This window comes from Arthrobacter sp. P1_B11, assembly GCF_056406715.1.
On the sequence record NZ_JBFTZQ010000037.1, the window covers coordinates 26,424 to 52,915 of the forward strand.

Annotated in this window: 25 protein-coding genes, 1 pseudogene and 2 riboswitches; of the genes and pseudogenes, 10 read left to right on the forward strand and 16 right to left on the reverse strand. The window is 65.9% G+C overall.

Going from position 1 to position 26,492, the window contains the following annotated elements; genetic code table 11:
• Nucleotides 1-88: 88 nt before the first annotated feature.
• The 3 genes from AC1D14_RS20635 to AC1D14_RS20645 all read right to left on the reverse strand — a co-directional run bounded on the left by AC1D14_RS20635 (nucleotide 89) and on the right by AC1D14_RS20645 (nucleotide 3,047).
• Entirely contained in the window at nucleotides 89-679 is a 591-nt protein-coding gene (locus tag AC1D14_RS20635) for a C40 family peptidase (protein ID WP_476969106.1), read from the reverse strand.
• A 160-nt stretch (nucleotides 680-839) separates the two neighbouring features.
• Nucleotides 840-998, reverse strand: a riboswitch (cyclic di-AMP (ydaO/yuaA leader).
• A gap of 149 nt (nucleotides 999-1,147) precedes the next feature.
• On the reverse strand, nucleotides 1,148-1,969 hold the full coding sequence (locus AC1D14_RS20640) for a M23 family metallopeptidase (protein ID WP_230117932.1): 822 nt from the start codon (nucleotides 1,967-1,969) through the stop codon (nucleotides 1,148-1,150).
• 4 nt (nucleotides 1,970-1,973) lie between these two features.
• Nucleotides 1,974-2,218: riboswitch (cyclic di-AMP (ydaO/yuaA leader) on the reverse strand.
• Between the two features lie 133 nt (nucleotides 2,219-2,351).
• Nucleotides 2,352-3,047: an iron-dependent transcriptional repressor DtxR gene (locus tag AC1D14_RS20645; protein ID WP_230117931.1), complete on the reverse strand. Its 696-nt coding sequence runs from the start codon at nucleotides 3,045-3,047 to the stop codon at nucleotides 2,352-2,354.
• Between the two features lie 341 nt (nucleotides 3,048-3,388).
• Here AC1D14_RS20645 and serC point away from each other — a divergent pair, with 341 nt between their 5' ends.
• Entirely contained in the window at nucleotides 3,389-4,519 is a 1,131-nt protein-coding gene (serC, locus tag AC1D14_RS20650; RefSeq protein ID WP_230117930.1) for a phosphoserine transaminase, read from the forward strand.
• A 30-nt stretch (nucleotides 4,520-4,549) separates the two neighbouring features.
• Here the strand turns inward: serC and AC1D14_RS20655 are convergent, their stop codons facing one another.
• The 3 genes from AC1D14_RS20655 to AC1D14_RS20665 are packed head-to-tail and all read right to left on the reverse strand — an operon-like array spanning nucleotide 4,550 to nucleotide 6,952.
• Nucleotides 4,550-5,917 (reverse strand): MFS transporter, encoded by a 1,368-nt coding sequence (locus AC1D14_RS20655; RefSeq protein ID WP_230117929.1) that lies wholly within the window; start codon nucleotides 5,915-5,917, stop codon nucleotides 4,550-4,552.
• Nucleotides 5,918-5,966: 49 nt separating this feature from the next.
• Nucleotides 5,967-6,560, reverse strand: a complete 594-nt coding sequence (locus AC1D14_RS20660; protein ID WP_230117928.1) for a DUF3027 domain-containing protein — start codon at nucleotides 6,558-6,560, stop codon at nucleotides 5,967-5,969.
• Between the two features lie 8 nt (nucleotides 6,561-6,568).
• Nucleotides 6,569-6,952, reverse strand: coding sequence for a cold-shock protein (locus AC1D14_RS20665; protein ID WP_230117927.1), 384 nt, complete (start codon nucleotides 6,950-6,952; stop codon nucleotides 6,569-6,571).
• 185 nt (nucleotides 6,953-7,137) lie between these two features.
• Between AC1D14_RS20665 and AC1D14_RS20670 the strand changes: the two genes are divergently transcribed.
• From AC1D14_RS20670 to AC1D14_RS20695, 6 genes are all read left to right on the forward strand, one after another.
• Entirely contained in the window at nucleotides 7,138-7,371 is a 234-nt protein-coding gene (locus AC1D14_RS20670; protein ID WP_476877282.1) for a hypothetical protein, read from the forward strand.
• A 10-nt stretch (nucleotides 7,372-7,381) separates the two neighbouring features.
• The gene (locus tag AC1D14_RS20675) at nucleotides 7,382-9,880 is read left to right on the forward strand and encodes a helicase-associated domain-containing protein (RefSeq protein WP_230117925.1); all 2,499 of its coding nucleotides are present in this window, start codon (nucleotides 7,382-7,384) and stop codon (nucleotides 9,878-9,880) included.
• A gap of 13 nt (nucleotides 9,881-9,893) precedes the next feature.
• Nucleotides 9,894-11,540: a DNA repair helicase XPB gene (locus tag AC1D14_RS20680; protein ID WP_230117924.1), complete on the forward strand. Its 1,647-nt coding sequence runs from the start codon at nucleotides 9,894-9,896 to the stop codon at nucleotides 11,538-11,540.
• Nucleotides 11,541-11,602: 62 nt separating this feature from the next.
• Nucleotides 11,603-12,316: a response regulator transcription factor gene (locus AC1D14_RS20685; RefSeq protein WP_230117991.1), complete on the forward strand. Its 714-nt coding sequence runs from the start codon at nucleotides 11,603-11,605 to the stop codon at nucleotides 12,314-12,316.
• A 2-nt stretch (nucleotides 12,317-12,318) separates the two neighbouring features.
• A complete protein-coding gene (locus AC1D14_RS20690; RefSeq protein ID WP_230117923.1) occupies nucleotides 12,319-13,851 on the forward strand; it encodes a sensor histidine kinase in 1,533 nt (510 codons plus the stop codon).
• 124 nt (nucleotides 13,852-13,975) lie between these two features.
• On the forward strand, nucleotides 13,976-14,263 hold the full coding sequence (locus AC1D14_RS20695) for a WXG100 family type VII secretion target (protein WP_230117922.1): 288 nt from the start codon (nucleotides 13,976-13,978) through the stop codon (nucleotides 14,261-14,263).
• Between the two features lie 37 nt (nucleotides 14,264-14,300).
• On the opposite strand, the gene AC1D14_RS20700 is transcribed toward AC1D14_RS20695, so the two are convergent.
• The 6 genes and pseudogenes from AC1D14_RS20700 to AC1D14_RS20725 form a co-directional block, all read right to left on the reverse strand.
• On the reverse strand, nucleotides 14,301-15,443 hold the full coding sequence (locus tag AC1D14_RS20700; protein WP_476969107.1) for an RNase H family protein: 1,143 nt from the start codon (nucleotides 15,441-15,443) through the stop codon (nucleotides 14,301-14,303).
• A 114-nt stretch (nucleotides 15,444-15,557) separates the two neighbouring features.
• Nucleotides 15,558-17,060, reverse strand: a pseudogene (gene groL / locus AC1D14_RS20705) (chaperonin GroEL); the annotation flags it as partial.
• A gap of 289 nt (nucleotides 17,061-17,349) precedes the next feature.
• Complete coding sequence (locus AC1D14_RS20710; RefSeq protein WP_230117919.1) at nucleotides 17,350-18,633, reverse strand: ABC transporter substrate-binding protein; 1,284 nt, start codon at nucleotides 18,631-18,633, stop codon at nucleotides 17,350-17,352.
• A 32-nt stretch (nucleotides 18,634-18,665) separates the two neighbouring features.
• A complete protein-coding gene (locus tag AC1D14_RS20715; protein ID WP_230117918.1) occupies nucleotides 18,666-18,869 on the reverse strand; it encodes a cold-shock protein in 204 nt (67 codons plus the stop codon).
• Nucleotides 18,870-19,027: 158 nt separating this feature from the next.
• Nucleotides 19,028-19,672: a LytR C-terminal domain-containing protein gene (locus AC1D14_RS20720; protein ID WP_230117917.1), complete on the reverse strand. Its 645-nt coding sequence runs from the start codon at nucleotides 19,670-19,672 to the stop codon at nucleotides 19,028-19,030.
• Between the two features lie 50 nt (nucleotides 19,673-19,722).
• Nucleotides 19,723-20,097: a DUF3263 domain-containing protein gene (locus tag AC1D14_RS20725; protein WP_230117916.1), complete on the reverse strand. Its 375-nt coding sequence runs from the start codon at nucleotides 20,095-20,097 to the stop codon at nucleotides 19,723-19,725.
• A 114-nt stretch (nucleotides 20,098-20,211) separates the two neighbouring features.
• On the opposite strand from AC1D14_RS20725, the gene AC1D14_RS20730 reads away from it, so the two are divergent.
• Entirely contained in the window at nucleotides 20,212-20,988 is a 777-nt protein-coding gene (locus AC1D14_RS20730; RefSeq protein WP_476969108.1) for a uracil-DNA glycosylase, read from the forward strand.
• A gap of 45 nt (nucleotides 20,989-21,033) precedes the next feature.
• Complete coding sequence (locus tag AC1D14_RS20735) at nucleotides 21,034-21,873, forward strand: siderophore-interacting protein (RefSeq protein WP_230117915.1); 840 nt, start codon at nucleotides 21,034-21,036, stop codon at nucleotides 21,871-21,873.
• A gap of 5 nt (nucleotides 21,874-21,878) precedes the next feature.
• Here the strand turns inward: AC1D14_RS20735 and AC1D14_RS20740 are convergent, their stop codons facing one another.
• From AC1D14_RS20740 to AC1D14_RS20750, 3 genes are all read right to left on the reverse strand, one after another.
• Complete coding sequence (locus tag AC1D14_RS20740) at nucleotides 21,879-23,375, reverse strand: threonine/serine exporter family protein (protein WP_230117914.1); 1,497 nt, start codon at nucleotides 23,373-23,375, stop codon at nucleotides 21,879-21,881.
• A gap of 49 nt (nucleotides 23,376-23,424) precedes the next feature.
• Nucleotides 23,425-24,498 (reverse strand): lipid II:glycine glycyltransferase FemX, encoded by a 1,074-nt coding sequence (locus tag AC1D14_RS20745; protein ID WP_230117913.1) that lies wholly within the window; start codon nucleotides 24,496-24,498, stop codon nucleotides 23,425-23,427.
• A 113-nt stretch (nucleotides 24,499-24,611) separates the two neighbouring features.
• Nucleotides 24,612-25,445, reverse strand: a complete 834-nt coding sequence (locus AC1D14_RS20750) for a DNA/RNA non-specific endonuclease (protein WP_476969109.1) — start codon at nucleotides 25,443-25,445, stop codon at nucleotides 24,612-24,614.
• A gap of 145 nt (nucleotides 25,446-25,590) precedes the next feature.
• On the opposite strand from AC1D14_RS20750, the gene AC1D14_RS20755 reads away from it, so the two are divergent.
• Complete coding sequence (locus AC1D14_RS20755; RefSeq protein ID WP_476969110.1) at nucleotides 25,591-26,169, forward strand: TspO/MBR family protein; 579 nt, start codon at nucleotides 25,591-25,593, stop codon at nucleotides 26,167-26,169.
• A gap of 4 nt (nucleotides 26,170-26,173) precedes the next feature.
• Here the strand turns inward: AC1D14_RS20755 and AC1D14_RS20760 are convergent.
• The coding region (locus AC1D14_RS20760) for an L-serine ammonia-lyase, iron-sulfur-dependent, subunit alpha (RefSeq protein WP_476969111.1) at nucleotides 26,174-26,492 on the reverse strand (319 nt) is incomplete at its 5' end.

The following is a 26,492-nucleotide window of genomic DNA, read 5'->3' on the forward strand; positions in this document are numbered from 1 at the left end:
TTCGTGTTCCACGGACCGCGGTAGCAGGACGTGGCTTAGCGACGCGCCGGCATCTTGGGGGTAAGCCGGCGCGTCCCGAACGGGATTTTTAGCGAAGGGTGAAGAAGGAGGACGTGCCCGTGGCGGACGCAGCGTGCAGGATCGTTCCATCCGAAGGGTTCAGGGCGCTGATCATCATGCCGTTGCCAACGTAGATGCCCACGTGGGCGCCGCCGTTCTGCATGACCAGGTCGCCCGGAGCGGGTGTCGAGGTGGGCTTCATTGCAGTCCAGGCGTTGACGCGGGGAATGCTGATGCCTGCCTGCGCGTAAACCCACTGGGTGAAGCCGGAGCAGTCCCAGCCGTTAGGAGTGGTGCCACCCCAGACGTACGGGTGGCCGATACCGGTGTAGGCAATGGCCGCCAGCCCTGACGTTGCGGCGGCGGAGCCTGCGGCATCCACCAGCTTGCTCGCCTTGGCAGTAACGGTTTCGGCAGTATCAGTCGCACCATTGGCCGCGTCGTCGCTGGACTGCGCGGCCAGAGTCTCGATGACCGGCGCTGCCTCGGTGGTGACGGCAGGACGCTCGAAGGAGACAGTTGCGGTTGGTGCGGCGGTCACAGCAAGCTGCGTGGCCTGGGATCCGGACTCCGTGGAGGCGGAAACACCGATGTTGGTGTCGGCTGCGTTAGCCGGCATGCCAATGCTCAGGATGAGCCCTGAAGCAGCTGCGATAACAGCTGCCTGGCGACCTACTGTGCCGGCATTGGCGCTTACTGCCTTGGACACTGAGTCCAACGGGTTCGTACGAACCGTTTGCGCACGGTGGCGCGCAGAATTGTGGCGTGAAGACACGAAGGTAGCCTCTCCCAATGCCTACGAGGTGAGCTGTCGGATTCGGATGGGAGTCACCCGGCCGCGCCGCTTCCTGGGAAGCTTTGCGACTTAACCCCAAGGCCTTCTTGCGAAGACCAAAATTGGTTCCCCCGCCCCTGCCAGACGATGTCATGCGAACGGACCTTGAGCGGTGGCAGAGTTAGGCAATCCACTCAAAGGCGTCAACTTCGGAAAAGTTGACGCGGTTTAGACGGTACAGCAGTTCGGAGCGAATGTCACATTCAGGTCACGGCATGTCACAAGAATGCGAGAGTTCTCCATCGGTTTTACTTAAAGCCAGCCCAGAGGGTCAACGACTTCTCCGTTGACCATCACCTCGAAGTGGAGGTGGCAGCCCGTCGAGGCGCCGGTGGTCCCGCTGAGAGCGATTACGTCACCGCGGTTGACCTTCTGGCCGACGCGGACACTCGAAGAGGACAGGTGGTTATACGTGGTCTCGAGGCCGTTGCCGTGGTTGATCACAACCCTGTTGCCGCCCCCGTAGGGGTGCCAACCGGCGAAGGTGACCGTGCCGCTGGCCGCGGCGAACACCTGGGTTCCGCACTCGGCGGCAAAGTCCTGGCCCCGGTGAAATTCCCCGGAGCCCCCGGTGATCGGGCTGACGCGGTATCCGAACGGAGACGATTTGACCATGGTGGTCAGGGGCGCACCAAGGCTGCCCGCCGAGGCGGCGCGGGTGATGCTGCCGGCCGACTGTGCACTGAGGAGCTGCTTGAGCTTGCTGTCCGGGTCACCCTGGGTGGAGACGGACGTTCGGCTGAAGTCGATCTTTGCGGCCGCCTCAGCGGACACCTGCGGCTGGACACGGGAGGACAGCGCCGCGGCCCCGCCCTGGTCAGCGGTGGCCATGACCGGACTGGTTGCAGGAACCGTGACTGTCAGCAGGAGGCCTGTGGCAGCTAGTGCGACTCCGGCCTTCTGGCCCACTCCGCTTGCGGCTGCGAAGTCGGTGACCTGGCGGAACGGACTGCGGTGCCTCCGTGCTTCGCGCTGCGCATCCCGCGGACGCTCCCCTGCGAAGACTTCGGCGGCGCGCGGCTCCGCAGCGGGGCCGGCCGCGCGGCGGCGGCCCCGGGCATTCTGCATGGTCAAGAAGTGTTCCTCTCTGGATAGCCTGCGAAGTTAGCTGTCGGATTCGGGTCAGAGAGATCATCGACCCGGTCCGCCGTGACAAGCGTTTCGGCACAGGGGTATCCCGGGAGATTCCATCTGCGGAAAGTGGCTTGCTGCTGCGGACTTCACCCCAAGGCCGTTTTTCAACGGCCGGTTGTGGTTCCCCCGCCTCTGCCAGAAGGTGACTCGTGCGACTGATCCGCTGGCAGAGTTCGGCTCCAGATCAGGTAACGCTTTAGTATCGGCGCTGCTGTTTAACTATAAGTGATTAAAGTGGGCAGTAATAATTCCGTTATCTAAGCTGTGCAAAAGTCGTAGGGCATCCTGCCACCTGATGTCAGACAAATCACGGGCCAGCACGTCAGCTGACACGGACAAACACGTGGGCGGCGACTTCCGGCGGCAGTTCGAGGGCGCCTTCGATCCCCGGCACACGGACCGAGATGTACTCCCCCACGCGTTCGAGGGAAACGGCGGCACCGGGGCGGATCCCGCCTTCATCGAGCTGGACCAGCAGCTCCGGCTCCACCTGGATGGGTTCTGCCAGCCGGCTGACGGTAACGCGCGAATCCGGACCGTAGCCGGGCATGGCGTCCAGCAGGTTCATCACGCCGTCGGTGAAGGCCAGCGAAGGCTCGCCGCCGAGCGCAGCCAGCCCAGGAATCGGGTTGCCGTAGGGCGATTCGGTGGGGTGGCCAAGCATTTCAAAGATCCTGCGCTCCACGCGTTCGCTCATCACGTGCTCCCACCGGCAGGCCTCGTCGTGGACGTAGGCCCAGTCGAGGCCGATGACGTCGGCGAGCAGCCGCTCGGCCAGGCGGTGCTTGCGCATGACCTCCGTGGCCCGTTTGCGGCCTGTTTCTGTCAGCTCCAGGTGACGGTCGCCGGACACTACCACGAGCCCGTCCCGTTCCATCCTGCCGACGGTCTGGGAGACGGTAGGGCCCGAATGGCGGAGGCGTTCGGCGATGCGGGCTCGCAGCGCCACGATGTTCTCTTCTTCAAGCTCCAAAATGGTCCGAAGATACATCTCCGTGGTATCGATCAGATCCGTCATTCAGCTCAGCTCCTCGAGCACAGTACTTGTGTCCGTCCCACCGTACCGCGGGCCCACCGCACAGCGGCCCGGCGTCAAGCTGCCGCGGCCGCAATTCGACGACGGAGCAACACCGGCTCTCCGCCCGTACGTCCAGTGAAAGCTTAGCCTATTTTGAATTACTCCGGATAATTCGGACGAAGCGGGCGACCGGTTTCAATGACCGGACTATGACGGCAGCGTTTCCCGGGATTTCCGGGCTTCGGGCAGAATAAAAGGGGCCTTCATGGCAGACATGACTGCCCGCCGGCCACCTCTTGTCCCCGCCGAACTGCATGTCCATGCCGAAAATTGGAGCCACTGTGAGCGACACCAGCATCACTATCCCAGCAAACCTCCTGCCCAAGGACGGACGGTTCGGCGCCGGGCCCTCCAAGGTCAGGCCCGAGCAGATCGAGGCGCTTTCCGCAGCCGCCACAACGATCCTCGGCACATCCCACCGCCAGGCGCCCGTGAAGAACCTGGTGGGATCTGTCCGCGAGGGCCTCAGCACCTTCTTCCGCGCTCCCGACGGCTACGAAGTGGTTCTGGGCGTGGGCGGTTCGACGGCGTTCTGGGATGTCGCGAGCTTCGGCCTGGTGGACCAGAAGGCCCAGCACCTGTCCTTCGGCGAGTTCGGTTCCAAGTTCGCTTCCGCCACCAACAAGGCGCCGTTCCTTTCCGAATCCTCCATCATCAAATCCGAGCCCGGAACGTGCCCGGCGCCGAAGGCCGAGGCGGGAGTTGACGTCTACGCGTGGCCGCAGAACGAGACGTCCACAGGCGTTGCGGCTCCGGTCAAGCGCGTGGACGGGGCAGACGCCGATGCCCTCGTGCTGGTGGACGCGACCTCCGCCGCAGGCGGGCTGGACGTGGACGTCGCCGAGACCGATGTGTACTACTTCGCACCGCAGAAGAACTTCGCTTCCGACGGCGGCCTGTGGCTTGGCCTCTTCTCCCCGGCGGCCCTCGAGCGCGCCGCCCGGATCAAGGCCAGCGGCCGGTGGATCCCGGACTTCCTGGACCTGCAGACCGCGATTGACAACTCCAAGCTGAACCAGACGTACAACACCCCGGCGCTGGCCACCCTGGTGACGCTCGATGCCCAGGTGCAGTGGCTCAACGCCAGCGGCGGCCTCGACTTCGCGGCCGGCCGGACGGCGGACTCCGCGAGCCGCATCTACAAGTGGGCCGAGGCTTCCGATGTCGCCACGCCCTTCGTGGCCAACGCCGCCGAGCGTTCCAACGTCATCGCCACGATCGATTTCGACGACTCCATCGACGCCGCGGCCATCGCCAAGGTGCTGCGCGCCAACGGCATCGTGGACACCGAGCCCTACCGCAAGCTGGGACGCAACCAGCTCCGCATCGCCACCTTCGTGGCAATCGAGCCCGCTGACGTCTCCGCACTGCTGGAATGCATCGACTACGTGGTGGGCGAACTGAAGAAGTAGTCTCCCCAGACCGCGGTGACGCTTACAGCGTCAGCGTTCTACGGCGTCGTCCGGGCTTGTATCCCGGGCGGCGCCGTCCGCCGTTCCGCCACCTTCACCGGTCTGAGTGCCGGTCCGGGCTGTCGGGCGACCGGCCTGGTTCAGCGAGACGAGCCGGATCTGTGGCAGCCCGCGGGGCTGCCGGCTCACACGGATCCGCAGCATTCTGGTGCGGATGATCCACACCAGTCCGATCGCGGCCGCCAGCAGGCCGGAGGCCGCCGCCACCGCCAGCGACCAGCGGGCCCCGGCGACGTTGGCCACCCAGCCCACCAGCGGTGCGCCGATGGGGGTGCCGCCCATGAAGATCGCCATGTACAGGGCCATGACGCGTCCCCTCATCACAGGGTCCGTGGTGGTCTGCACATAGCCATTCGCGCTGGTGAGCATGGTCAGGGCGAAAAGCCCGACGGGCACCAGCGCAACTCCGAACCAGAAGTAGCTCGGGGCGAGGGCGGCGAGCCCGGACGTGACCCCGAAGGCGGCGGCAGCACCGAAGATGATGCGTAGCCTGGGCCTGCTGCGCCGGGCGGACAGCAGGGCACCTGCCACCGAGCCGATGGCCATGATGGAGTTCATGAGGCCGAAGGCGCTGGCGTCCAGGCCGAATTCGGTGCCAACCATCGCAGCGATGAACAGGACGAAGTTGAGTCCCAGCGTTCCCACGATGAAGATGGCCACCAGGACCACCACGATGTCAGGACGGAAACGCACGTAGCGCAGCCCCTCGCGGATCCGGCCTTTGCCGGCCCCGGCGCGGGGCAGGGACCTGAGCGACGCCGTCGGGATTTTTGCCAGGCTGGCCAGCAGCGCAAGGAAGGTGAAGGTGTTGATCAGGAACACCCATCCAGGCCCCACCGCCACTGTCAGGATGCCGGCAACGGCCGGGCCAATCATGCGGGCTGCATTGAACGAGGCGCTGTTCAATGCAACGGCGTTCGGCAGGAGGTCGTCCCTGACCAGCTCGGACACGAACGTCTGGCGGACGGGCGCGTCCAGCGCGGAGACCATTCCCAGCATGAGCGCGAACGCGTAGACGTGCCAGAGCTGTGCCGCCCCCAGCACCACCAGGATGCCGAGGCCGGCACTTAGCAAGGCCATGACGGACTGGGTCACGACCAGCAGCTGCTTGCGGTTGTACCGGTCGGCGACGAGCCCTGCCACGGGCGCCAGGAACAGCTGGGGACCAAGCTGGAGCGCCATGGTTACACCCATCGCGCCGGCGTCATGGGCTGTCAGATGGTCAAAGACGAGCCAGTCCTGGGCGGTCCGCTGCATCCAGGTCCCGATGTTGGAGACGAGGGCGCCGACGAACCAGATGCGGTAGTTGAGGATATGCAGGGATCTGAAGGTGGACATCATTGCCTGCCTTCGGAGTACTCAGTCCCGGATGATCCCAACTGTGCGATCAGCCCCGTCCGCGGCTCTCGGCGTCGTAGCCGGCTTCGGCGTCTGTGGGTGCGTCGTCCGGGTCGGCCTCGGAAGCCTCCGCAGAATTCCCACCGTTAGCCTCGGCAGGTTCATCCTCCGGAGATGCGGCAGGGCCGTCCGCGGAATCCGCCTCGCGGGCAGTCTCGTCCTGGGGCGCGCCCTCTTCAGATGCCTCGTCCTCGCGGGCGTCCTCGGGACGTACCCGCTCGGCCCACGGAACCCATTCCGGGGCCAGGATTGAATCCTCGGAGGGCAACAAGCCCAGCTCATTCACTGTGATCACCTTTGACCGCGAGTTCCGCGTCAGCACGGCATACCACTGCCAGCCGAGGTACCCGGGCAGCCGCGACTCGAAGAGATGCGTCACAAGGCGGTCGCCCTCGGTGCGCGCCGCCAGGTGTTCGCCGATTTCGGATGCCTTCGCGATGCCTTCGATGGCGGTCCGTGCAAGGTCCACGGCAGCGGCCAGCACGGCATCCGGCTTACCGGTGCGCCATGCGGGGACGCCGGCGCGACGCTTGGGCGCCTTTGGCTCCACCTTGGATTCGCCCTGTTCAGGTTCCGGGTTCATGTGGATGCCTAAGCGTCCAGCTCGTCGGCAACCTTGCGCAGGGCGGCCGCGATGGCCTTGCCCTTGTTGCCCTCCGGGTATTTGCCCGCAGAAAGGGTTCCGGACAGGTTATCCAGCACTGTGACGAGGTCCTGAACGAGCGGCGCGAGATCCCTGGCGCTGGGGCGCTTGGCCTTGGCGATGGACGGCGTCTTGTCCAGGACGCGCAGGCCGAGGGCCTGGGCGCCCTTGCGGCCGTCGGCCACGCCGAACTCCACACGGGTGCCGGCCTTCAGTTCGGTGACGCCCTCGGGAAGCGCCGACTTGGGCAGGAACACTTCCTGCCCGTCCTCGCCTGCGAGGAATCCGAATCCCTTGTCCTTGTCATACCACTTGACTTTGCCGGTAGGCACGTAATCAACCTTCTTCGTTCTGGCGTTATATAAGACATGTCCGGCCATCAGCGCATCCGCACGGATGTGCGGGTTCAGGGTGTGACTGCCTGGTCCATGTTGGTCTGTTGCCTCAAGGTTATCCTGACTGGCTTGGGATTCCTGCTTTGAGGCGCGGCCGCGGCCGGACTGTTAGCGTTACGTGCATGATACCCACGCGTTTCCGGCGTCCCCTGATGATCGCCGCAGCGGTCCTGGCAGTGCTTTCCGTGGCCGCCGTGGGAATGGTGATGGCGTTGGCGTTTGGCGGCCAGCCGGCCCCTCCCTGGATAACTTCCGCCGCCCTTTACGGACTTCCGGTGGCCTTCGTCCTGATGTTCGTCCTGGTGATCGACGGAGTTACCGCCCGCCGCCGGGCAGGAAACGGCGGCGGGCGGTAACGTTGGACTGATGTCCCTTATTCGTGCGCTAAGCAAGGAACTGGAGGCACGCAGCGACGAGTCGCTGCGGGCTCTTTTCGCTGCGCGGCCGGATTTGATTTCGCCCGGTGTTCCGGATTTTGCGGCCCTGGCAGCACGCGCGAGCGCACGGGTCAGCGTGCAGCGGGCGCTGGAGCGCCTGAACCGGCCACAGATGCAGGTGCTGGAGACCCTTCATCTGTGCACGAACACCGATACCGGGCACAGCGCCTCGGCCACGGGCGTCAGGAAACTGATCGCCGGCTCAACGGTGGCCGCCGTTGAGCGGATCCTGCTCTCGCTCCAGGAGTTGGCCCTGGTCCACCGGGCCGAGCCCCCTCACAGCGCCGGCCCCTCCGCGCACCGGCAACGGTTCTACCTGCCGGTGGGCAGCCTGAAGGACGTGGTTGGAATCTATCCGGCCGGGCTGGGCCGCAGTTACACCGAGCTGGTCCGGCTGCAGCCCGCCTTCGCCCAGCGCGTGGTCCATCTGGTGGCCGAACTGCACCGCAGCGGCGCCGAAATCCAGCCGGCAACCACACCGATGGAGGCCGCGCTGGCGCTGCAGCACTGGACATCCTCCCCGGAGGCCCTGCGTGCCATCCTCGCCGAGGCACCGGAACGCACGACGGCGTTGCTCGCCCGGTTCAGCAACTGGGCCATGGGTGCCGTCCCCCAGGCGCAGCGGAAAGCGTCCGTCACCGCTGAGGGTCCCGACGTCGGGCCTGTTGACTGGCTGCTGGCCCGGGGTCTGCTGGTGCCGCTGGATGCCGCGCACGTGGAACTTCCGCACAGCGTCGGCATGTCGCTCCGCGGCGGCGCGGTGATTGATGATTTTTCGCTGACTCCCCCCCGGCCGACGCTGGGAACAACCACTGGGTCCCTACGCCGAAACGCCGCACTGGGAGCGATCGCCGAAACCCTGCGGCTTACCGGAGAGCTGCTCCACGCGATCAGGGAACAGCCGCTGGCCACGCTGCGGAGCGGCGGAGTGGGCATCCGCGAAATGCGCAGGCTTGCCGACTCGTTGCGGGTGGACCAGCATATTGCCGCCGTGCTGCTGGAGTTCTGTGCGCTGTCGGGGCTGGTCCGGCTGGACGTGGACAGCTCCTGCTGGGTGCAGCCGCCCCAGCTGGAATGGCTGAGCCTCCCCCGGCAGGAACAGTGGCTATGGCTTGTCAACGCGTGGCTGGCCAGCGAAAGGGCTCCGTCCCTGGTGGGGCAGCCCACCAGCGGCCCGCCGGCCGGCCCGCCAAACCACCGGACGCCCACTGGAACCGTAGTCAACGCACTGTCCGCTGAGGCGCAGCGGTCCGACGCGCCCGTTGTCCGCAAACGAATCCTGGAAATACTGCAGGAGCTGACGCTCGAGGCCGAAGCGCCCGATGGCACCGCTCCCGTCCTTAACGCCGATGCCGTGCTGCAGCGCGCCGAATGGTCCCAGCCCCGCATGGCGCGGCGCTTCAGCTCGCTGATCCGGGGAGTCCTGGCAGAGGCGGAGATGCTCGGGCTGGTCGGTTCCGGTGCCCTCAGCCAGCTGGGAGCCGCCATCGCAGCCGACGCGCCGGACGACGCCATGGACATCCTCGGCGAACACCTGCCTGCCGCGCTCAACCACGTCCTGCTGCAGGCCGACCTGACCGCCGTCGCTCCCGGGTATCTGACGCCCGAATTGAGCGAACAGCTGCAGCGGATGGCAGATGCCGAGGGACAGGGCCCGGCCACCATCTACCGCTTCTCGGTGCAGTCCATCCGGCGGGCCCTGGACTCGGGGCAGGATGCCGCGGCCATCCTGGAATTTCTCCGCCGGCATTCGGCCACCGCTGTACCGCAGCCGCTGGAGTACCTCGTGGAGGATACCGCCCAGCGGCACGGCAAACTGCGGGTTGGCGCCGCCGCCAGCTTCATCCAGAGCGACGACGAAGCGGCCCTTTTGGAGCTGGCCGGTGAAGCCGCGGCGGCCTCCCTGAACCTGGTCCGGATCGCCCCCACGGTCCTGGTGTCGCATGCATCGCCCCGGCAGACCGCTTTGGTGTTGCGCGGGCTGGGACTGTCGCCCGCCGTCGAAGAGCCGGAATCCGCCGTCGTCCGGTTTAACCGCACCACACCGGTTGCGGGCGCAGGCGCCCGTCCGGTGTACAGCGCGCCGCGGACGGCGCCGCCGGACGCCGACATTGCGGCGCAGCTGGCGGTGCTCCGCAGCCGCGCGGCCGTGGCAGGCTCCAACGGCCACCATTCCAGTGCGGCCCTCAACGGCGGAGAGGAAGCAACGCAGCTGGGACTGGAAACACTGCGGAAGGCCATCCGACTCAAGCAGCGCGTGACCATGAACGTGGTGGACAGCCTGGGGAATGCCAAGCTGGAAACGGTTGTTCCGGTGTCTGTAACCGGCGGACGGGTCCGGGTTTTCGACCCTGCCAAGGACACCGAGCGAGTGCTGTCCATCCACCGGATCATCGACATCGAAGCTACAGAGGAAATGCACCAGTGAAGGTTTTCGCCGCATGAATGACGGCCCGCTGATTGTCCAAAGCGACAAAACCATCCTCCTCGAAGTGGATCACGAGCAGGCCACCGAGGCCAGGCACGCCATCGCGGCCTTTGCCGAGCTGGAGCGCGCGCCGGAGCACATGCACAGCTACCGGCTGACCCCGCTGGGGCTTTGGAACGCACGGGCTGCGGGGCTGGATGCCGAGAAGGTGCTGGACACCCTGCTCAAGTACTCCCGCTTCCCAGTGCCGCACTCGCTCCTGATCGACATCGAAGAAACCATGTCCCGCTACGGCCGGCTCCGGCTTGAGAAGGATCCGCAACACGGGCTGGTGATGCGCACCAGCGACTACCCGGTGCTCGAGGAGGTCAGCCGGGCCAAGAAGATCCAGCCGCTGCTGGGTCCGCGCATTGACGGCGAGACCGTAGTCGTCCACTCCTCGCAGCGCGGCCAGCTGAAACAGCTCCTGCTTAAGATCGGCTGGCCGGCGGAGGACCTGGCGGGGTACGTCGACGGCACGCCCCACCCCATCATGCTCAACGAGTCCGGCTGGAAGCTGCGGCCGTACCAGCAACTGGCGGCGGAGAACTTCTGGGCCGGCGGCAGCGGTGTTGTGGTGCTCCCCTGCGGTGCCGGCAAAACCCTGGTGGGCGCCGCGGCGATGGCCACGAGCTCCACCACCACCCTCATCCTCGTCACCAACACCGTCTCCGCGAGGCAGTGGAAGGACGAACTCCTCAAGCGGACCTCGCTCACGGAAGATGAAATAGGCGAGTATTCGGGGGCGGTCAAGGAAGTCCGGCCAGTCACGATCGCCACGTACCAGGTGCTGACGACGAAACGCGGCGGCCTCTATCCGCATCTGGAGCTTGTGGACGGCCACGACTGGGGTCTGATCATTTACGACGAAGTCCATCTGCTCCCAGCACCGATCTTCCGGATGACGGCGGACCTCCAGGCCCGCCGCCGGCTGGGGCTGACTGCCACGCTGGTGCGTGAGGACGGCCGTGAAGGCGAGGTGTTCAGCCTCATCGGCCCCAAGCGCTATGACGCGCCGTGGAAGGACATCGAGGCCCAGGGCTATATTGCCCCGGCGGACTGCGTCGAGGTCCGCGTGGACCTCCCCCGCGATGAACGCGTCGCCTACGCCATGGCCGACGACGCGGACAAGTACCGGCTGTGCGCCACGTCCGAAACGAAGACCCAGGTGGCGGAGCAGCTGGTGGAAAAGCACCGCGGCGAGCAGGTGCTGGTGATCGGCCAGTACATCGACCAGCTGGATGAGCTCGGCGAGCGCCTGGGCGCTCCGGTCATCAAGGGCGAGACATCCGTCAAGGAGCGCCAGAAGCTCTTCGCGGCTTTCCGCGCGGGCGACGTCCAGACGCTCGTGGTCTCCAAGGTGGCCAACTTTTCCATCGATCTCCCGGAGGCGTCAGTGGCCATCCAGGTCTCCGGTTCCTTCGGGTCGCGGCAGGAGGAGGCCCAGCGGCTCGGCCGGCTGCTGCGCCCCAAGCAGGACGGCAGGGCGGCGCGTTTCTATTCGCTGGTGGCCAGGGACACCCTGGACCAGGACTTCGCCGCCAAACGCCAGCGGTTCCTGGCCGAACAGGGCTATGCCTACCGGATCATGGACGCGAAGGACGCGGGCGCGGTGGGCTAGCCACAACCAACACACAACTTTCATTCAGAAAACTCCCAGTTTCTGGGAGCATCATGGGAGATATGAAAAAGAACGGTGCCGAAGCAAAGCTCCTCGTGGTCGATGATGAACCGAACATCCGCGAGCTGCTGTCCACGTCGCTGCGCTTCGCAGGGTTTGAGGTGGTGTCTGCGGGCAACGGGCGCGACGCCCTGGCCGCAGCAGAAGCCCATACCCCCGACCTTGCGGTGCTCGATGTGATGCTTCCGGATATGGACGGGTTCACCGTGACGCGCCGGCTCCGTGCCGCGGGCAAACACTTCCCGGTCCTGTTCCTCACCGCCAAAGACGACACCGAGGACAAAGTCACCGGACTCACGGTGGGCGGTGACGACTACGTCACCAAGCCGTTCAGCCTCGACGAAGTGGTGGCCCGGATCCGTGCAGTGCTCCGCCGCACCCAGCCGATGCTCGACGACGACGAAGCTGTCATCCGCGTGGACGACCTCGAGCTCGACGACGACGCCCACGAGGTGCGCCGCGGCGGGACGGTGATTGAGCTGTCCCCCACCGAGTTCAAGCTTTTGCGGTACCTGATGCTCAATCCGAACCGGGTGCTCTCCAAGGCACAGATCCTGGACCACGTCTGGGAATACGACTTCAACGGCGATGCCTCGATCGTGGAGTCCTACATCTCGTACCTGCGCCGCAAGGTGGACATCGATCCCGAAGCCCCGGCCCTCATCCAGACCAAGCGGGGTGTGGGGTACGTGCTCCGGACAGCAGAAAAGCGCTGATCTTGCTCGAACGTTGGAAGTCCGCCACCCTCCGGTCCCAGCTGGTGGCCATCATGATGGCTCTCATGCTGGTGGCACTCGCCGTGACCGGAGTCGGCACACTGACGTTGTTGCGCAGCTTTCTTGAGGGGCAGGTGGACGACAAGCTCCGGGCCGCCGTCGAGTCCGCCGAGCAGCAGCGGTCCTTCAGCCAGCTCATTGTGCCCAACCCGGTGATCCCCACCGATTACACGGTCACGGTCTATTATCCGGGAGCCGCGGGGCGCAACCTCGATGGAAAGACTCAGGAGCGCCCGGACATCGACCACATCACAATTGATGAGGCCCGGCTGCGGGGGTTCAAGCCGTACCAGGTCCGCGGTACGGACGGTGCAAACTGGCGGGTGGTCGCCGTCAGCATCCTGGACAGCAACCAGCAGAGGGCAGTGGTGGTTGTGGGGCTGCCGCTTTCGCCGGTGGACGAAGTGCTGCGCCATGCCACGCTGGTTGTGGTGGGCGTTGGCCTGTTGACCCTGATCCTCGCCTTCTTCATCGCGTCCTGGATGGTAACCAGGTCGTTCAGGCCACTCGCCCGGGTGGAGAAAACTGCCGCCGCGATCGCGGCCGGTGACTTGTCGCGCCGTGTGGCCGTGGGTAATCCGGCCACGGAGGTGGGCCGCCTCGGACGTTCGCTGAATGCCATGCTGGCCCACATCGAGGCCGCCTTTGCCGCCCGGATGGCATCCGAGGACCGGATGCGGCGCTTCGCGGCGGATGCTTCCCATGAGCTGCGCACTCCGCTGGTGACCATCAGGGGCTATTCCGAGCTCTACCGGCACGGGGCGCTGCAAACTGACGAGGACGTGTCGACTGCCATGGGCAGGATCGAGAGCGAAGCCAAACGGATGGGCTCCATGGTGGAGGACCTGCTCCTGCTTGCCCGGCTGGACGAGCAGCGGCCCCTGCAGGAGAAGCCCGTTGACCTGCAGCTCATCGCCCACGATGCCGTGGTGGACACGCAGGCGAGCGACCGGGACCGCACGATCACCCTGACCGGGCTCGACGGTGGAAACGCCGCGCCGGCACCCGTGCTCGGCGACGAGTTGAAGCTGCGTCAGGTGGTGGGCAACCTGGTGGGAAATGCACTGCGGTACACGCCCGAGGGAACGCCGATAGAGCTTGCCGTGGGTGTGCGAAATGACGAGGACGGTGCGCCGCTGTCTGTCCTCGAAGTCCGGGACCACGGACCCGGTATTCCTGAAAGCGAAGCGCCGAAGGTCTTCGAGCGCTTCTACCGGTCAGACACCTCACGCACGCGGGAAACCGGCGGCAGCGGCCTTGGCCTTGCCATCGTGGCGGCCATCATCGGTTCGCACGGCGGCTCTGTGCGGGTGGAAACCACCGACGGCGGCGGCGCAACCCTGGCGGTCAGCCTCCCGCTCCGGGATGACTCGGAGGACGGCCACCGCGGGGACGGAGCCAGCGAGGACCTGGGCAGCCATAACGATGGGCAGGACCGCGGCAGCCAGGACGACGGGCAGGTTATCCACATATAGGAACCGGCTGTGGTGCGGGCTGCCGTCATGTTCGTAGGCTCGACTCAGCGGACCGGGAGACCGGCCGCTTCTTCCAATTCCGGTCCGCGAACCCCGGTTCCGCGCACGTCGAGAGGCCACAGCTATGAGCATCATTTCCGTCGATACCGAACTCCTCCAGGTGAAGTCAGCCAACGTGAAAGCGACAGTTGACCGCATCAGCGCCGACGTCCAGGCGATGAAGCGTGGCCTGGATGAACTCCAAGCCACGTGGCGCGGTTCGGCCGCCACGAACTTCCAGGCGCTCGTCACCGAGTGGACCCTGACGCAGGGAAAGGTGGAGGCGTCCTTGGCGTCCATCAACCTCGCGCTCTCGTCCGCTGCTGCCACCTACGCCCAGGCCGAACAGGGCAACGCCCAGCGCTTCAGCTGAGACGCCCGTCAGGGCGTGGCAGGTCGTCGTGGACCCGTCAGGCCTCCGGGGTGCCCTGGTGGAAGCGGAGGCGCCATTGTCCGCCATCGAGGACCCACAAGGAGCTGCGAAGGGCCGCGCCGGCGCGGGAGTGGCTCCGGTAGGTGAGCAGGATGGTGTCCGCGCCGATCCGGTCGGCACTAATCACCTCCAGCTCGGTCGGACCGCCCGGGCTTTCCTCGAGCGACATCATCATGGCATCGCGGGTCCAGATCCGGCCGGAGCTGCCGATCTCCGTGAACTCCGGATGCAGAAGAACGCCGGTCCGCCCAATGTCGCTGCGCACATCCGGGCGGAGGAGTTCGCGCTCAAGCGCCTCCACGGATTCCTCCGGGCTGGGGCTGCCGGGGGCCGCGGCAAAGGCATCCGCATCCAGTTCACTGAAGAGATCCGGCTCGCTGGCGGCGGACAGACCCATGCCAGCCACGTCGCCGCGGGCTTGCCTTCGGAGGTCCGGTCCGGAGATGTCCTGGCCGCCGAAAAGGTCCAGTTCGTCGGCCTCGTCCGGTCCGGTACGGTCCGGTCGCGTGCGGTCCGGTTCCGTGCTGGCGGACCCGTCGGTGCTGGCGCCGACGTTCGGCTGGGCGCCGGCGTTCGGCTGGGCGCCGGCGTTCGGCTGGGCGCCGGCGTTCGGCTGGGCGCCTGCCCGGGCCTCCTCTGCGCCGAGCGCCGGCGCTCCGCGGAAGCCGGGCCCGGAGCGTGCGGCCACTCCCTGCTGGAAGGCCACGGCCACGGCCCGGGCGCGCTCGTCGGCCGCTTCGTTCAGGTCATGGCCGGCGTGGCCCTTGACCCATTCGAAGGTGTACTTCCGCCCTGCGAGTTCCTTGTCGATCTCCTTCAGGAGGTCCACGTTCAGCACCGGCTTTCCGTCGGCCTTACGCCATCCCTTGCGCTTCCAGCCCGGCATCCATTTGGTCACCGAGTTGATGACGTACTGGCTGTCGCACAGGATCCGGAGGTCCTCCTGGGGAATGTGGGCCGTAGCGCGGAAAAGGTCCAGCACAGCCATCAGCTCGCCCTGGTTGTTCGTTCCGTGCGGCCACCCTCCGGCGCGCCAGCAATCGTCGTTCACGTACCAGGCCCATCCGGCCGGGCCGGGATTTCCTAAAGCCGAACCGTCGGCCGCTGCTGTAATCGTCACGAATCCATCCTGCCAGACCCTGCCGACACTGAATTTCACGCACCGTTCGCGGGCTGCCGGGCCGTTGCGCCGTCAACGGCGTTAACGACAGCGGCGGCCCCACCCGAAGGTGGGGGCAGAGCGGGTTACCTTGACCGGGTCGTTGATGCCGGCAGCCAGCAGGTCGACGTACTCGCCGGTTGCAGCGTTCAGGCCGTGGCCTGCGGGCAGGCCGCGGACCTTGTCGACCACAACGCCGGGCTCCAGGCCTGCGTTGAAGGCGATCTGCTTCAGCGGAGCGTCGATGGCAACGCGGACGATGTTCGCACCGGTTGCCTCGTCGCCGGTCAGGTTCAGGTTGGCGAATGCCTTGAGGCCTGCCTGGATGAGCGCAACGCCACCGCCGGCGACGATGCCCTCTTCAACAGCAGCCTTCGCGTTGCGGACGGCGTCCTCGATGCGGTGCTTGCGTTCCTTGAGCTCAACCTCGGTTGCGGCACCGGCCTTGATGACTGCAACGCCGCCGGCCAGCTTGGCCAGGCGCTCCTGCAGCTTCTCGCGGTCGTAGTCCGAGTCGGAGTTTTCGATCTCGGCGCGGATCTGGGAGACGCGTCCGGCGATCTGGTCGGCGTCGCCGGCACCTTCGACGATGGTGGTCTCGTCCTTGGTGACAACAACCTTGCGGGCGCGGCCCAAGAGCTCGAGGCCAGCGGTCTCCAGCTTCAGGCCGACTTCCTCGGCGATGACCTGGCCACCGGTGAGGATGGCGATGTCGGCGAGCTGCGCCTTGCGGCGGTCACCGAAGCCCGGAGCCTTGACGGCGACGGACTTGAACGTGCCGCGGATCTTGTTGACGATCAGCGTGGCCAGGGCCTCGCCCTCGATGTCTTCGGCGATGATCAGCAGCGGCTTGCTGGACTGCATGACCTTTTCGAGGACAGCAACCAGTTCCTTGACGTTGGAGATCTTGGAGTTGACGATCAGGATGTAGGGGTCCTCCAGGACCGTTTCCTGGCGTTCGGTGTCCGTGACGAAGTACGCGGAGATGTAGCCCTTGTCGAAGCGCATGCCTTCGGTGAGCTCCAGCTCCAGGCCGAAGGTGTTGGACTCCTCGACGGTGATGACACCTTCCTTGCCGACCTTGTCCAGGGCCTCGGCAATGAGAGCACCGATTTCGTCGTCACCGGCGGAGATGGAGGCCGTAGCGGCGATCTCTTCCTTGGTTTCGATTTCCTTGGCGTTGTCCAGCAGTTCGCGGGTTACCGCTTCAACTGCCTTCTCGATGCCGCGCTTGAGGGACAGCGGGTCAGCGCCGGCCGCGACGTTGCGCAGGCCTTCCTTGACCAGTGCCTGTGCCAGCACGGTAGCCGTGGTGGTGCCGTCGCCAGCGACGTCATCCGTCTTCTTGGCAACTTCCTTGACCAGCTCGGCGCCGATCTTCTCGTAAGGATCGTCCAGCTCGATCTCCTTGGCGATGGAAACACCATCGTTGGTGATCGTGGGGGCGCCCCACTTCTTTTCGAGGACGACGTTGCGTCCACGCGGGCCGAGGGTGACCTTGACGGCGTCGGCGAGGATGTTCAGACCCCGCTCAAGACCGCGGCGTGCCTCTTCATCAAATGCAATGATCTTGGCCATAACGGCAGTAGTCCTTTCGGGACAGTCGTTAAGAATGAACCTCGCTGCGGTGCCCGCGACGGACGATCTTTCCTGCAGGCCTCTGTATGCCGGCAGTACGGATCTCACCCCAACCAGGTGTTTCTTTCGCTCCATGCACGGCCGCCGGCCTCGCTGACGGCCTAAACCGGGCGATGCCTTAGCAGTCGATACGCAGGAGTGCTAATCAATAATTAGCACTCCCCCGGGGAGAGTGCAAGCAGTAGGCGCGAAATTCCGTGAGCTTGCGTGCCCGCTTCGCTCCCAGCGATTAATCGGCGGTCCGGCTGGCCGTTTCACTCCCGGTGAGTTTCGCCTTGTTGTCAGCGCCGTAGGTGAACACCATGTAGTTGGCCACTGTGACCTCGCCGTCCGCATCGAACCGGACCGGCCCCGACTCGCCGTCGTAGTCAACCGCGGTTCCGGCTTTGACAGCGGCGAGGCAATCCTTGTACGTCCTGCATGCGGACGGCTTGCCGGCGGGTTGTGTTGCCGCGCCGGAGGCGCCTCCCGAGACGGAGATCAGCTTCGCGGCCACCGATGCACCGGCGTCGTCATCGGCGGCGGCAGCGGCAAGGGCCGCAAGGTTCACCGCGTCGTAGGTTTCCGCGGCGTAGGTCATGTCCTTGAGGCCTGCGTCCACCGCCACGAGTTCACCCTGCAGGTGCGCGGAGGGGAAGACTCCGGGGACGATCCCGTGGGCCCCGTCCAGCGCCTTGGAGGCAAGGTCCGAACCGTACTGCTTGAAGGCGCCGTCGGCCAGGACCAGCTTCTTTCCTGACAGCCCGGCATTGTTGAGTTCGGCAATGGCGCCCTGTGCATCTTCACGGGCAACCACGACGACGGCGTCCGGGGCGGCATCGCGGGCAGCCGCTGCCGCTTTCTGGGAGTCGCCCGGTTTGAAGCCAGCCACTGTCACAGGATCCAGCCCTGCGCTCTTCGCGGCTGCCGCCACGGCCGCCGACACTTCCGTGCCATAGGCGCCGTCCTCGTGGACCACAGCGATGCTCTTGGCGCCGCCGTCCTTGGCCAGCTTCACCAGCACGGCTGCCTGCGCAATGTCGGCGGCCGCGGTACGGAAGTAGTATCCGCCGCTCTTGTAGGTGTTCAGCTGCCAGGCAGTGTTGGCGGGTGAAATGAGCGCCACCTTTGCCTTGGACAGCACGTCGATGGCGGCCGGAGCGTGGCTCGAATCGGTGGGGCCGATCGCCACGTCCGCTTTCGCGTCCACGAGTTCCCGCGCCTGGGCGGCGGTGTCAGCGCTGACTTTTTCCGGCAGCAGCTCCACGGGCTTGCCCTTGTGGCCGCCGGCGGCGTTGATCTCTTGGATGGCGAGTTTGGCGGCCGCCAGCTGTGCACCATTCAGGAACGCCTGGCCGCCGGTGTTGTCCAGGATCAGCCCGATCCGCAAGGTGCCATCGCCGCTGGCCTCGACAGATGCTGTCCGGGCATTTCCGGCTGATCCGGAGCACGCACTCAGCGCCACAACGGCTGCAGCACCCCAGGCGGCGGCGCGGGCGGATGGCCAGCTGCCGGTCCGCCGTCGGGCTGTCACGGGGGCAAGGCTGCGGGCGGCGGGGAACACCACTATGCGGGCCGGACGCTTTCCGCCTGGGGGCCTTTTTCGCCTTCGCCGACCTCAAGTTCAACGCGCTGGCCCTCATCGAGCGCGCGGTAGCCATCACCCTGAATGGCAGACCAGTGCACGAAGACGTCATCGCCCGAGCCGTCAACTGTAATGAAGCCGTAGCCCTTTTCGGCGTTGAACCACTTCACGGTTCCCAATGCCATGATCTCCACACTTTCAGATTGCTTCCGTAAGGCCCACCTCAGCGTGTGCCATGAATTACGCTTCGAAGCCTGAAATCACTCTATCCACTGGGGCCCGCCAGGAGGCAGGCATACAGCCGGAACCGGAGGCAATAGTTATTCAGGCGTAACTCAAATCGTCACTGGAATCCGGGGCCGAGCACCACGGCAACGGGGGTCTGGAACTCTGCACTTTCCACGAACGTCGTGATGTTCAGCAGGGCCCCGATGGCCTCGGCGCTGGCCTTGTGCGCCGCATCTGAGTAGAAGATGACCGACTGCTGCTGGGGCGCGCCCTGCCAGTTGGCCACCTGGCCCAGGGCCCAGCCGTCGGCCTGGACCGTGGCGCCCACCCGGCCCGCGAGTCCGGACGTCAGCGTGCCGTTGTAGACCGAAACGGGGAGGGTTTTGTCCACAGTTGACCCGAGAGCCTGGGCCGCTGCAGGAGCTGTGGCAGAGGGCGATGATGACGGGGTGGCGGAGGGCGAAGCGGCGTTCGAGGCGCCGGACGCCTTCACCGCCGTGGACGGCTTGGCTGAGGAAGTCGCTGACGGCGTCGACGACGGGGCGCCTGCGGCGTTGGCTGACGACGGGCTAGCAGCGGCCTGGAACCCAAGTTGCGGCAGCAGGAGGAACGCGACCAGGCCGACGGCAAGGGCGCCGATCCCCACGCTCAGGATGGGCCACAAACGCGGGCGGGACGGCGCCGAAACGGCACGGTGTACGCCCTGCCGGGAAGAGGCTTCAGGGACCCTGTCGAATTCGTCCCGAGCATAATTGGTCATGGTAAAGCGACGTCCTTGTTGGTCTTCTGCCGGCGGTTCGGCACTAACGATTACGCGTCAGACCCCAGGCGGCGTGCAGTGCGGGCCCGCTGACGTGACGTACGTAGTCTACGCAATCTCTTCACCAGCATGGGGTCGTGGGCCAGCCCAGTCTCAGTATCGATCAGTGCATTGAGGATCTGGTAGTAGTGCGTCGCTGAGAGGTCGAACAGTTCGCGGATGGCCTGTTCCTTGGCGCCGGCGTACTTCCACCACTGCCGTTCCAGCGCCAGCATCTGCTGCTCACGCTCACTCAGCGGCGAGTCCCGTAACTGGAAGTCATCCAGCAGCGAGCCGCGCCGCGGTCCGGTGTTCTGCGCCTGGTCCGCCTGCGGGTTCGGCGCCGCATGCTGTTCTGCGAGATGGTCCTGCAACGGCTCCGCCACTGCATCCTCCTTCGCTGAATCCGGTAAAAGTCCACCACCCATGTTACGGACGAATAACAGCGTTGTCATTTACGCCGTGTGACGTGGGTGGCGCAGAGGGCGGCTGCTGGGAGAATGGGTGCTGTGACTGAACCTGAACCCTTGTTTGAGCTGGGGGCAACCGAGACGGAGACCCTTGGCTTCGCCGAGATGGCCGGGATGCCCCTGATTGAACTTATGGCTCCTGACTGGGCCGGGGCGCTGGCCGCGGTGGAGGGTGAGCTGAGGTCGGTGCTGTCCTTCCTGGCCGGTGAGGTGGCGGCGGGGCATGCGGTGCTGCCGACGCCGTCGAACGTCTTCAGGGCTTTCCGCCAGCCTCTGGCGGATGTGCGGGTGCTGATTGTGGGCCAGGATCCGTACCCCACGCCGGGCCACGCAGTGGGCCTGGCCTTCTCCGTGGACGGCCGGACACGGCCCATCCCCCGCAGCCTGGCGAACATCTACAAGGAACTTGAATCCGACCTGGGGCTTCCGGCAAGGGTCCACGGCGACCTCGGTGCGTGGGCCGGCCAGGGCGTGCTGCTGCTCAACAGGGTCCTGAGCGTGCGCGGGGGCGCCGCCGGCTCACACCGCGGAAAAGGCTGGGAATCCATCACGACGGCGGCGGTCACCGCCGTGCTTGCGCGTCGGACGGCTGATGGCGGCAGGCTCCCGCTGGTAGCGGTGCTTTGGGGAAAGGACGCCGAAGGCGTGCGCCCCCTGCTCGGCGACACCCCGGTGGTGGCCAGCGTCCACCCCAGCCCGTTGTCTGCATCCCGCGGGTTTTTCGGCTCCAGGCCCTTCAGCCGGGCCAATGAATTATTGCAGGAGCAGGGCGACGGCGGAGTTGACTGGGAACTGCCCGTTCTGTGACGCCCCGATGCAGCCGGGCAGGCTACTTAGCCTAGGCTTACTTTCATGACTTCTGTTCCAGCCGCGACGTCCGCCACGCGGAAATCCCGCCCCCAGATCAACCTGACCGTCATCAGGCGCGAGCAGCTTTCCGCGCACATGGTGCGGATTGTGGCGGGCGGCGACGGGTTCGCGGATTATGTGAACAACGGCTTCGTGGACAGGTACGTCAAGATTGCCTTCCCGCAGCCGGGCGTGGAATATCCGCAGCCGCTGGATCTGTGGGCCGTCCGCGAAACGATGCCGCGGGAGCAGTGGCCACACACCCGGACCTACACGGTCCGGTGGGTGGACGAGGCTGCACGTGAGCTGGCCATCGACTTCGTCATCCACGGTGACGAAGGGCTGGCAGGTCCCTGGGCCGCTTCCGCCCAGTCCGGCGACAGCATCATCTTCACCGGCCCGGGAGGCGGCTACAACCCGGATCCCGCGGCCGACTGGCATCTGCTGGCCGGCGACGAGGCGGCTCTGCCCGCGGTGGCCGCCGTCATCGAATCCCTGCCGTCGGACGCCCGCGGGCTCGCGTTCCTGGAGGTGGAGTCCGACGCCGACATCCAGGCGATTGCCGCCCCCGCGGCCCTCCAGCTGGTCTGGCTTCCACGCGAAGGCGTCCCCGCCGGGGGCAGCGAACTGCTGGTCAACGCCGTGCGGAATGCCCAGTGGCCCGACGGCCGGGTGGATGTCTTTGCGCACGGCGAACGGGGCTACATGAAGGGCCTGCGAGAGGTGCTGTTCCGGGAACGCGGGCTGGAGCGCAGCCAGGTGTCTCTGTCCGGCTACTGGGCCAAGGGCCGGGTGGAGGACGACTTCCAGGCCGAGAAAAAGCTGCCGATCGGGAAGATCTAGCGGCGCTAGCGGCGCCGTGCCCGCCGTCGTTCGTTGCTCGCCAGGCTCCGGGTCAGCGGCCTGGCCAAGGTGTCGCCGAGCACAATCCCGCCGGCAACGCCGAGCACAATCGCCCCGGCGTTGAGCATGCCGCCGGCACCGAGCAGGATCTCCGATTCCTCAATCGTCAGCACATACATCGAGCGGAAGATGGTGAGCCCGGGCAGGAGAATCAGTGCCGCCGGAACGGCGACCACCAGCTGGGGTGCGCCCATTTTCAGCGCCACCACGCGGGCCAGCAGCCCAATGACCACGGCTGCCAGCGCCGGGGCAAAACGGGGACCAATGCCGATGGCTTCTCCCCAGATAAGGACAAGGTGGCCCACCACGCCCACGGCCGCCGTCGGGAGCAGCAGCTTCCAGGCCGTCTGCTCCGTGATGCCGATGGCCACGACGGCAATCGCCACCAAGACGACCTGTACCCACAACACATACGCGGGAGGGAACGTCTCGGTCACATTGATCGTCTCCATGCCGGTCATGTCACCGACCACAAACGCGACGGCAATCCCGGCAACAAGCGCGCCGAAAGTCAGCATGGTGGACAGGAACCGGCCGGCCGCCGTGACGGGGAAGCCATTGATCGCATCCTGGACCGAAGACACGAGGCGCCCGGTGGGCAGCAACAGCAGGATGCCGCCCACCACCACGATGGCCGGCGCGATCTGGATCCCTGCCAAGGGGCCGAACCGCCACAGGAGCAGCGCGACAAAGGTGACCACGAAGGAACAGGCGGCCGTGATGAAGAAGTCAGGCACCCGCCACCGGCCCAGCTGCCGTGCCAGCAGGCTGATCAGCAGGTTCGAGCCGAAGGCAATGGCGGACGCTCCCGGTCCGCCGCCCAGCACCCCGACGAAAACCGCGGAAAAGACGCCGAACGCCACCGTGACCATCCAGCGGGGAAAAGGCTTGGGGCTGCGGATGATCTCGTCGAGCCGGCGGATAGCCTCGTCCCTGCCGACGCCGCCGGCCACGATGTCAGTCACCAGCTGGTGGACCTTGGCCAGCCCCGCGTAGTTGTTGGTCCACGAGCGGACCACCCGCAGAAGGGCGATGGGCGTCTGTTCCTTGGGCGCGTAGTTGATGGCCACCGACTGGTTGGTGATGTCCACTTCGATGTTCTTCAGGCCCAGCGCCGCAGTGACCGCGATGATGCTGGTCTCCACTTCGAGGGCACCGGCCCCATACCGGAACATTGATTCGGCCAGGTGCAGGGCGAAGTCCATGGTCTTCCGGGCCGAGGTGTCAACGCCGCTGACCTGGATCATCGGGTTGGCGTAGGGGCTCCCGGCGAGCCGGTCCACGATGCTCAGCGGCGCCGTCGGCGGGTTTTCCCCCTGGACCAGCCGGCGGAGCATGCGCTTGGCCGCCGCATTCTGGTGCAGCTGGGAAGGCGAGAGCGGTTCCGTCTTGGGCAGTCCGTCGGTATGCGGCCTGTTGGCTCCGCGGGGTTGTTTGGTCATTCCGGCCTCCCTCCGTGCAGTGCCGCTGATCTGGGCATAATTGGCTGTCTTAGTAAAATTGCTGTCCGGTCCGGCGGGTATACACCTGCCGCGCCACCCGCTCGCCCGCGGCCATCCACGCCCTGTATTTCAGTGGGCTGATGACCTGGTCGTAGCAGCCCACGAAGTCGGTGACGGTCTTGCTGAAGCTGGTCTTGAACAGGCCGAGTCCGTGGAACGGGTTGGACTTGTCCTTGAGCTTGTCACTCGGCGGGGTGCCGCAGAAGTCGTATTCCGTGCAGCCAAGTTCCTTGACCTGATTGATCGCTGTCCACTGCACCAGGTGCGAATCGCCGTACTGGCTGCGTTTCTGGAGGGAGCCGCCGTCCTTGTAGGTGCCCTTGCGGCCGTAGTTGATCACGAAGGCGCCCACTGAGGGCGCGCCGTTCTCGTAGACGAACAGGAGCCTGCCCTGGCCGCGCTTGATGAAATTGGTCCAGAACTGGCTGTAGTACTCGTACTCCCGGACCCGGACCTGGGACTTCGCCTCGACCGTCGTGGTCATCAGCCCGTACATGGCGCGGAAATTCTCCTCGGTGGGCTCCACGTTCCGCACCTCGACGCCCTCACGCAGGGCGCGGCGTACCGCGTTGCGGCCACGTGAGTGCAGGTTCCGGAGCAGCTGGTTCTCTTCGGGGGAAATATCCAGGAGCGCGGTGGAGTCGTTGGGCTGCAGGTTGTGGGTCTTGACCAGCCCCGCCCCTTCGATGGCCTGACGGGCTGAGTCGGTGAGCACGATGTCCGGTTCGATCTTGATGGCGAAAACGCCGAGCCGCGCCCTCTTGACGAAGTCCGCGTTGGCCCTGGCGATACCGGAAATATCCTCGACGTCGGCCACGTCGGGCCCCTTGATGAGGTACCAGAGTTTACCCAGCACCGGAAAGGTCTTTTCCAGGACCAGGTTGTAGCTCGTGTAGTCGGCTGTTTCGTAGACGAGGTGGAGGGGTTTCCAGCCGAAGTGCTGTTTGACGTCGGCGAAGGCCTCCGACTGCAGCAGGTTTCCGCCGTTCGGATTCGCGGTGACGTGGGAATCCCAGTTGGCGACCTCCTCGGAGGAGGCAAAGCGGGCAGTGAATTCTCGCAAGTGTGCCGTGTCCAATCTTCGCGTACGTGTCTGCAGCTGGTGCCCGGTGAGGCAGCCTCAAGTCTATCCGCCGTGTCTGGCTGCGGGCTTGATACACCCGGGCGCCGCCCTGCTCAGAGCCGTATTTGCGCCGTGTCCGTGAGCAACATCGCATTGCTGTCCGGGCGTGGCCCATTCGGACTGGCAATGAAGCGGTCGGCGTCTTCCAGCTGCGTGAGCGGCATTCCGGACAACGCTGAAATCTGCCGCACGGGCACCTGGAAGGTCCGGAAGGGCCCAAGGGGCGGGGGCTCGTCCGCCAGCAGCCGTTCCGTGATGGCCCGGGCCAGCTCCTCCTTTCCCAGCAGGGGCGACTGATCGAGCAGGAATCCCGCGGCGGCCAGCTGTCCCTCCGTGGTCCAGACGGCGATCTTCCAGAATTTACGGGGTATCTGCACTCCCCTGTACGGCAGATCGTCATCTGCCAGGACCGGGCCGGTGAAAACGCTGATCCTGGCGTCGTACTGTTCCGCGTGGTTGAGCACATGGTCCTCAAGGCCCCGCCACAGTTCCACTCCCTGGTTGAAGTCCGAGGCCTGGGGAGCGGCGTTGGAGTAGGTGAACGTGTCCTGGTTGGCCGTCCGCGCCGTGGTTTCATCGCCCCACACGGGGTCAAGGCGCCGGACCAGATGCCCGCGGTCCAGGTCATTATTCTGGTAAACCTCGGGGCCGGCCTGCACGTTCCGCGGAACCCTGGTGTCAAAATGCCAGATTCCCTCACGGGCCAGCGGCACGAGTTCGCTCCCGTTGATATTGACGGCGGCCACTACGGCCAGTCTGCGCGCAGCTCGAAGCCGGATGGAGAAGTGCGTGTAGTCCAGGAGGATGGTGGAACCGGCGGGTGCGGGCAGTTCGACAGAGACCCGCAGAAAGTCGGGAACATATCCGCCGCCGCCAGTGCTCAACATAGCTCAATGGTGGCACCCGGGACTGACACTGTGGAGTGCTCGAACGGTGCGGCGCTGCCCGGATGCGGCGGGTGCGGCTGGTGCGGCCGAATCCTCGGGCGAAGGCTCCCTTGACTCTGGCTCTTCCCGTGGCAAGTGTTGAACCATGGCGACGAAAGACCACGGACCGGTTGCCCCCGAGCGCCGCGATCCGCACGGCCGCAGGGGAACAACCGTCCAGCTGGCCGCGCTCCTGCTGTTCCTGGCTGGCTCCGCGCTGGTGGCCCTCCTCGGTTCACAGGCCACCATCACCAACGTCGACGGCTGGTACGCCTCGGCCAGCAAGGCGCCGTGGTCCCCACCCAACTGGGTGTTCGGACCCGTGTGGACGCTGCTCTACACCGCCATGGCGGTGGCCGCGTGGCTCGTCTGGCGCCGCCAGGCTCCCCCGGCCCGGTCAACCGGAACTCAGATCCCCGCAACCCGGACAGCGCTCACCGTGTACGGCGTTCAGCTGGCCCTGAACCTGGCATGGACGCCCGTGTTCTTCGGTCTCTATCCGGCGCTAGGCACGGCCGCGCTCTGGCTGGCACTGGCGATCATCCTCGCCCTCGCCCTGGCTGTGGCCGCGACAGTGCTGTGCTTCGGCCCGATCAGCCGCGCCGCCGGATTGCTGATGCTGCCCTACCTGTCGTGGGTAGTCTTCGCCGCGAGCCTGAACCTCTGGGCAACCGTCAACAACTAACTGCTCAGCACTCCACCACGTTGACGGCGAGGCCGCCCATGGCCGTTTCCTTGTATTTGGAGCTCATGTCCTTGCCGGTCTCCCGCATGGTCACGATCACTTCGTCGAGGGACACCCGGTGCGAGCCGTCGCCCCAGAGCGCCATCTTGGCGGCGTTGATGGCCTTCGCTGCCGCGATCGCGTTGCGCTCGATGCAGGGCACCTGCACGAGCCCGCCGATCGGGTCGCAGGTCAGGCCCAGGTTGTGCTCCATGGCGATTTCCGCGGCGTTCTCCACCTGCGCCGGCGTGCCGCCCATGACCTCGGCCAGGCCCGCGGCGGCC

What these genes read in the sequence shown, in the direction of transcription:
- AC1D14_RS20730 (WP_476969108.1), top strand. Translation starts at nt 20,212, where the DNA reads ATGGGTGCTGTGACTGAACCTGAACCCTTGTTTGAGCTGGGGGCAACC.
- AC1D14_RS20735 (WP_230117915.1), top strand. Translation starts at nt 21,034, where the DNA reads ATGACTTCTGTTCCAGCCGCGACGTCCGCCACGCGGAAATCCCGCCCC.
- AC1D14_RS20660 (WP_230117928.1), bottom strand. Translation starts at nt 6,560, where the DNA reads ATGAACCCGGAACCTGAACAGGGCGAATCCAAGGTGGAGCCAAAGGCG.
- AC1D14_RS20685 (WP_230117991.1), top strand. Translation starts at nt 11,603, where the DNA reads ATGAAAAAGAACGGTGCCGAAGCAAAGCTCCTCGTGGTCGATGATGAA.
- AC1D14_RS20695 (WP_230117922.1), top strand. Translation starts at nt 13,976, where the DNA reads ATGAGCATCATTTCCGTCGATACCGAACTCCTCCAGGTGAAGTCAGCC.
- AC1D14_RS20635 (WP_476969106.1), bottom strand. Translation starts at nt 679, where the DNA reads ATGCCGGCTAACGCAGCCGACACCAACATCGGTGTTTCCGCCTCCACG.
- AC1D14_RS20645 (WP_230117931.1), bottom strand. Translation starts at nt 3,047, where the DNA reads ATGACGGATCTGATCGATACCACGGAGATGTATCTTCGGACCATTTTG.
- AC1D14_RS20740 (WP_230117914.1), bottom strand. Translation starts at nt 23,375, where the DNA reads ATGACCAAACAACCCCGCGGAGCCAACAGGCCGCATACCGACGGACTG.
- AC1D14_RS20670 (WP_476877282.1), top strand. Translation starts at nt 7,138, where the DNA reads ATGATACCCACGCGTTTCCGGCGTCCCCTGATGATCGCCGCAGCGGTC.
- AC1D14_RS20680 (WP_230117924.1), top strand. Translation starts at nt 9,894, where the DNA reads ATGAATGACGGCCCGCTGATTGTCCAAAGCGACAAAACCATCCTCCTC.
- AC1D14_RS20715 (WP_230117918.1), bottom strand. Translation starts at nt 18,869, where the DNA reads ATGGCATTGGGAACCGTGAAGTGGTTCAACGCCGAAAAGGGCTACGGC.
- AC1D14_RS20655 (WP_230117929.1), bottom strand. Translation starts at nt 5,917, where the DNA reads ATGTCCACCTTCAGATCCCTGCATATCCTCAACTACCGCATCTGGTTC.
- AC1D14_RS20720 (WP_230117917.1), bottom strand. Translation starts at nt 19,672, where the DNA reads ATGACCAATTATGCTCGGGACGAATTCGACAGGGTCCCTGAAGCCTCT.
- AC1D14_RS20755 (WP_476969110.1), top strand. Translation starts at nt 25,591, where the DNA reads ATGGCGACGAAAGACCACGGACCGGTTGCCCCCGAGCGCCGCGATCCG.
- AC1D14_RS20675 (WP_230117925.1), top strand. Translation starts at nt 7,382, where the DNA reads ATGTCCCTTATTCGTGCGCTAAGCAAGGAACTGGAGGCACGCAGCGAC.
- AC1D14_RS20750 (WP_476969109.1), bottom strand. Translation starts at nt 25,445, where the DNA reads ATGTTGAGCACTGGCGGCGGCGGATATGTTCCCGACTTTCTGCGGGTC.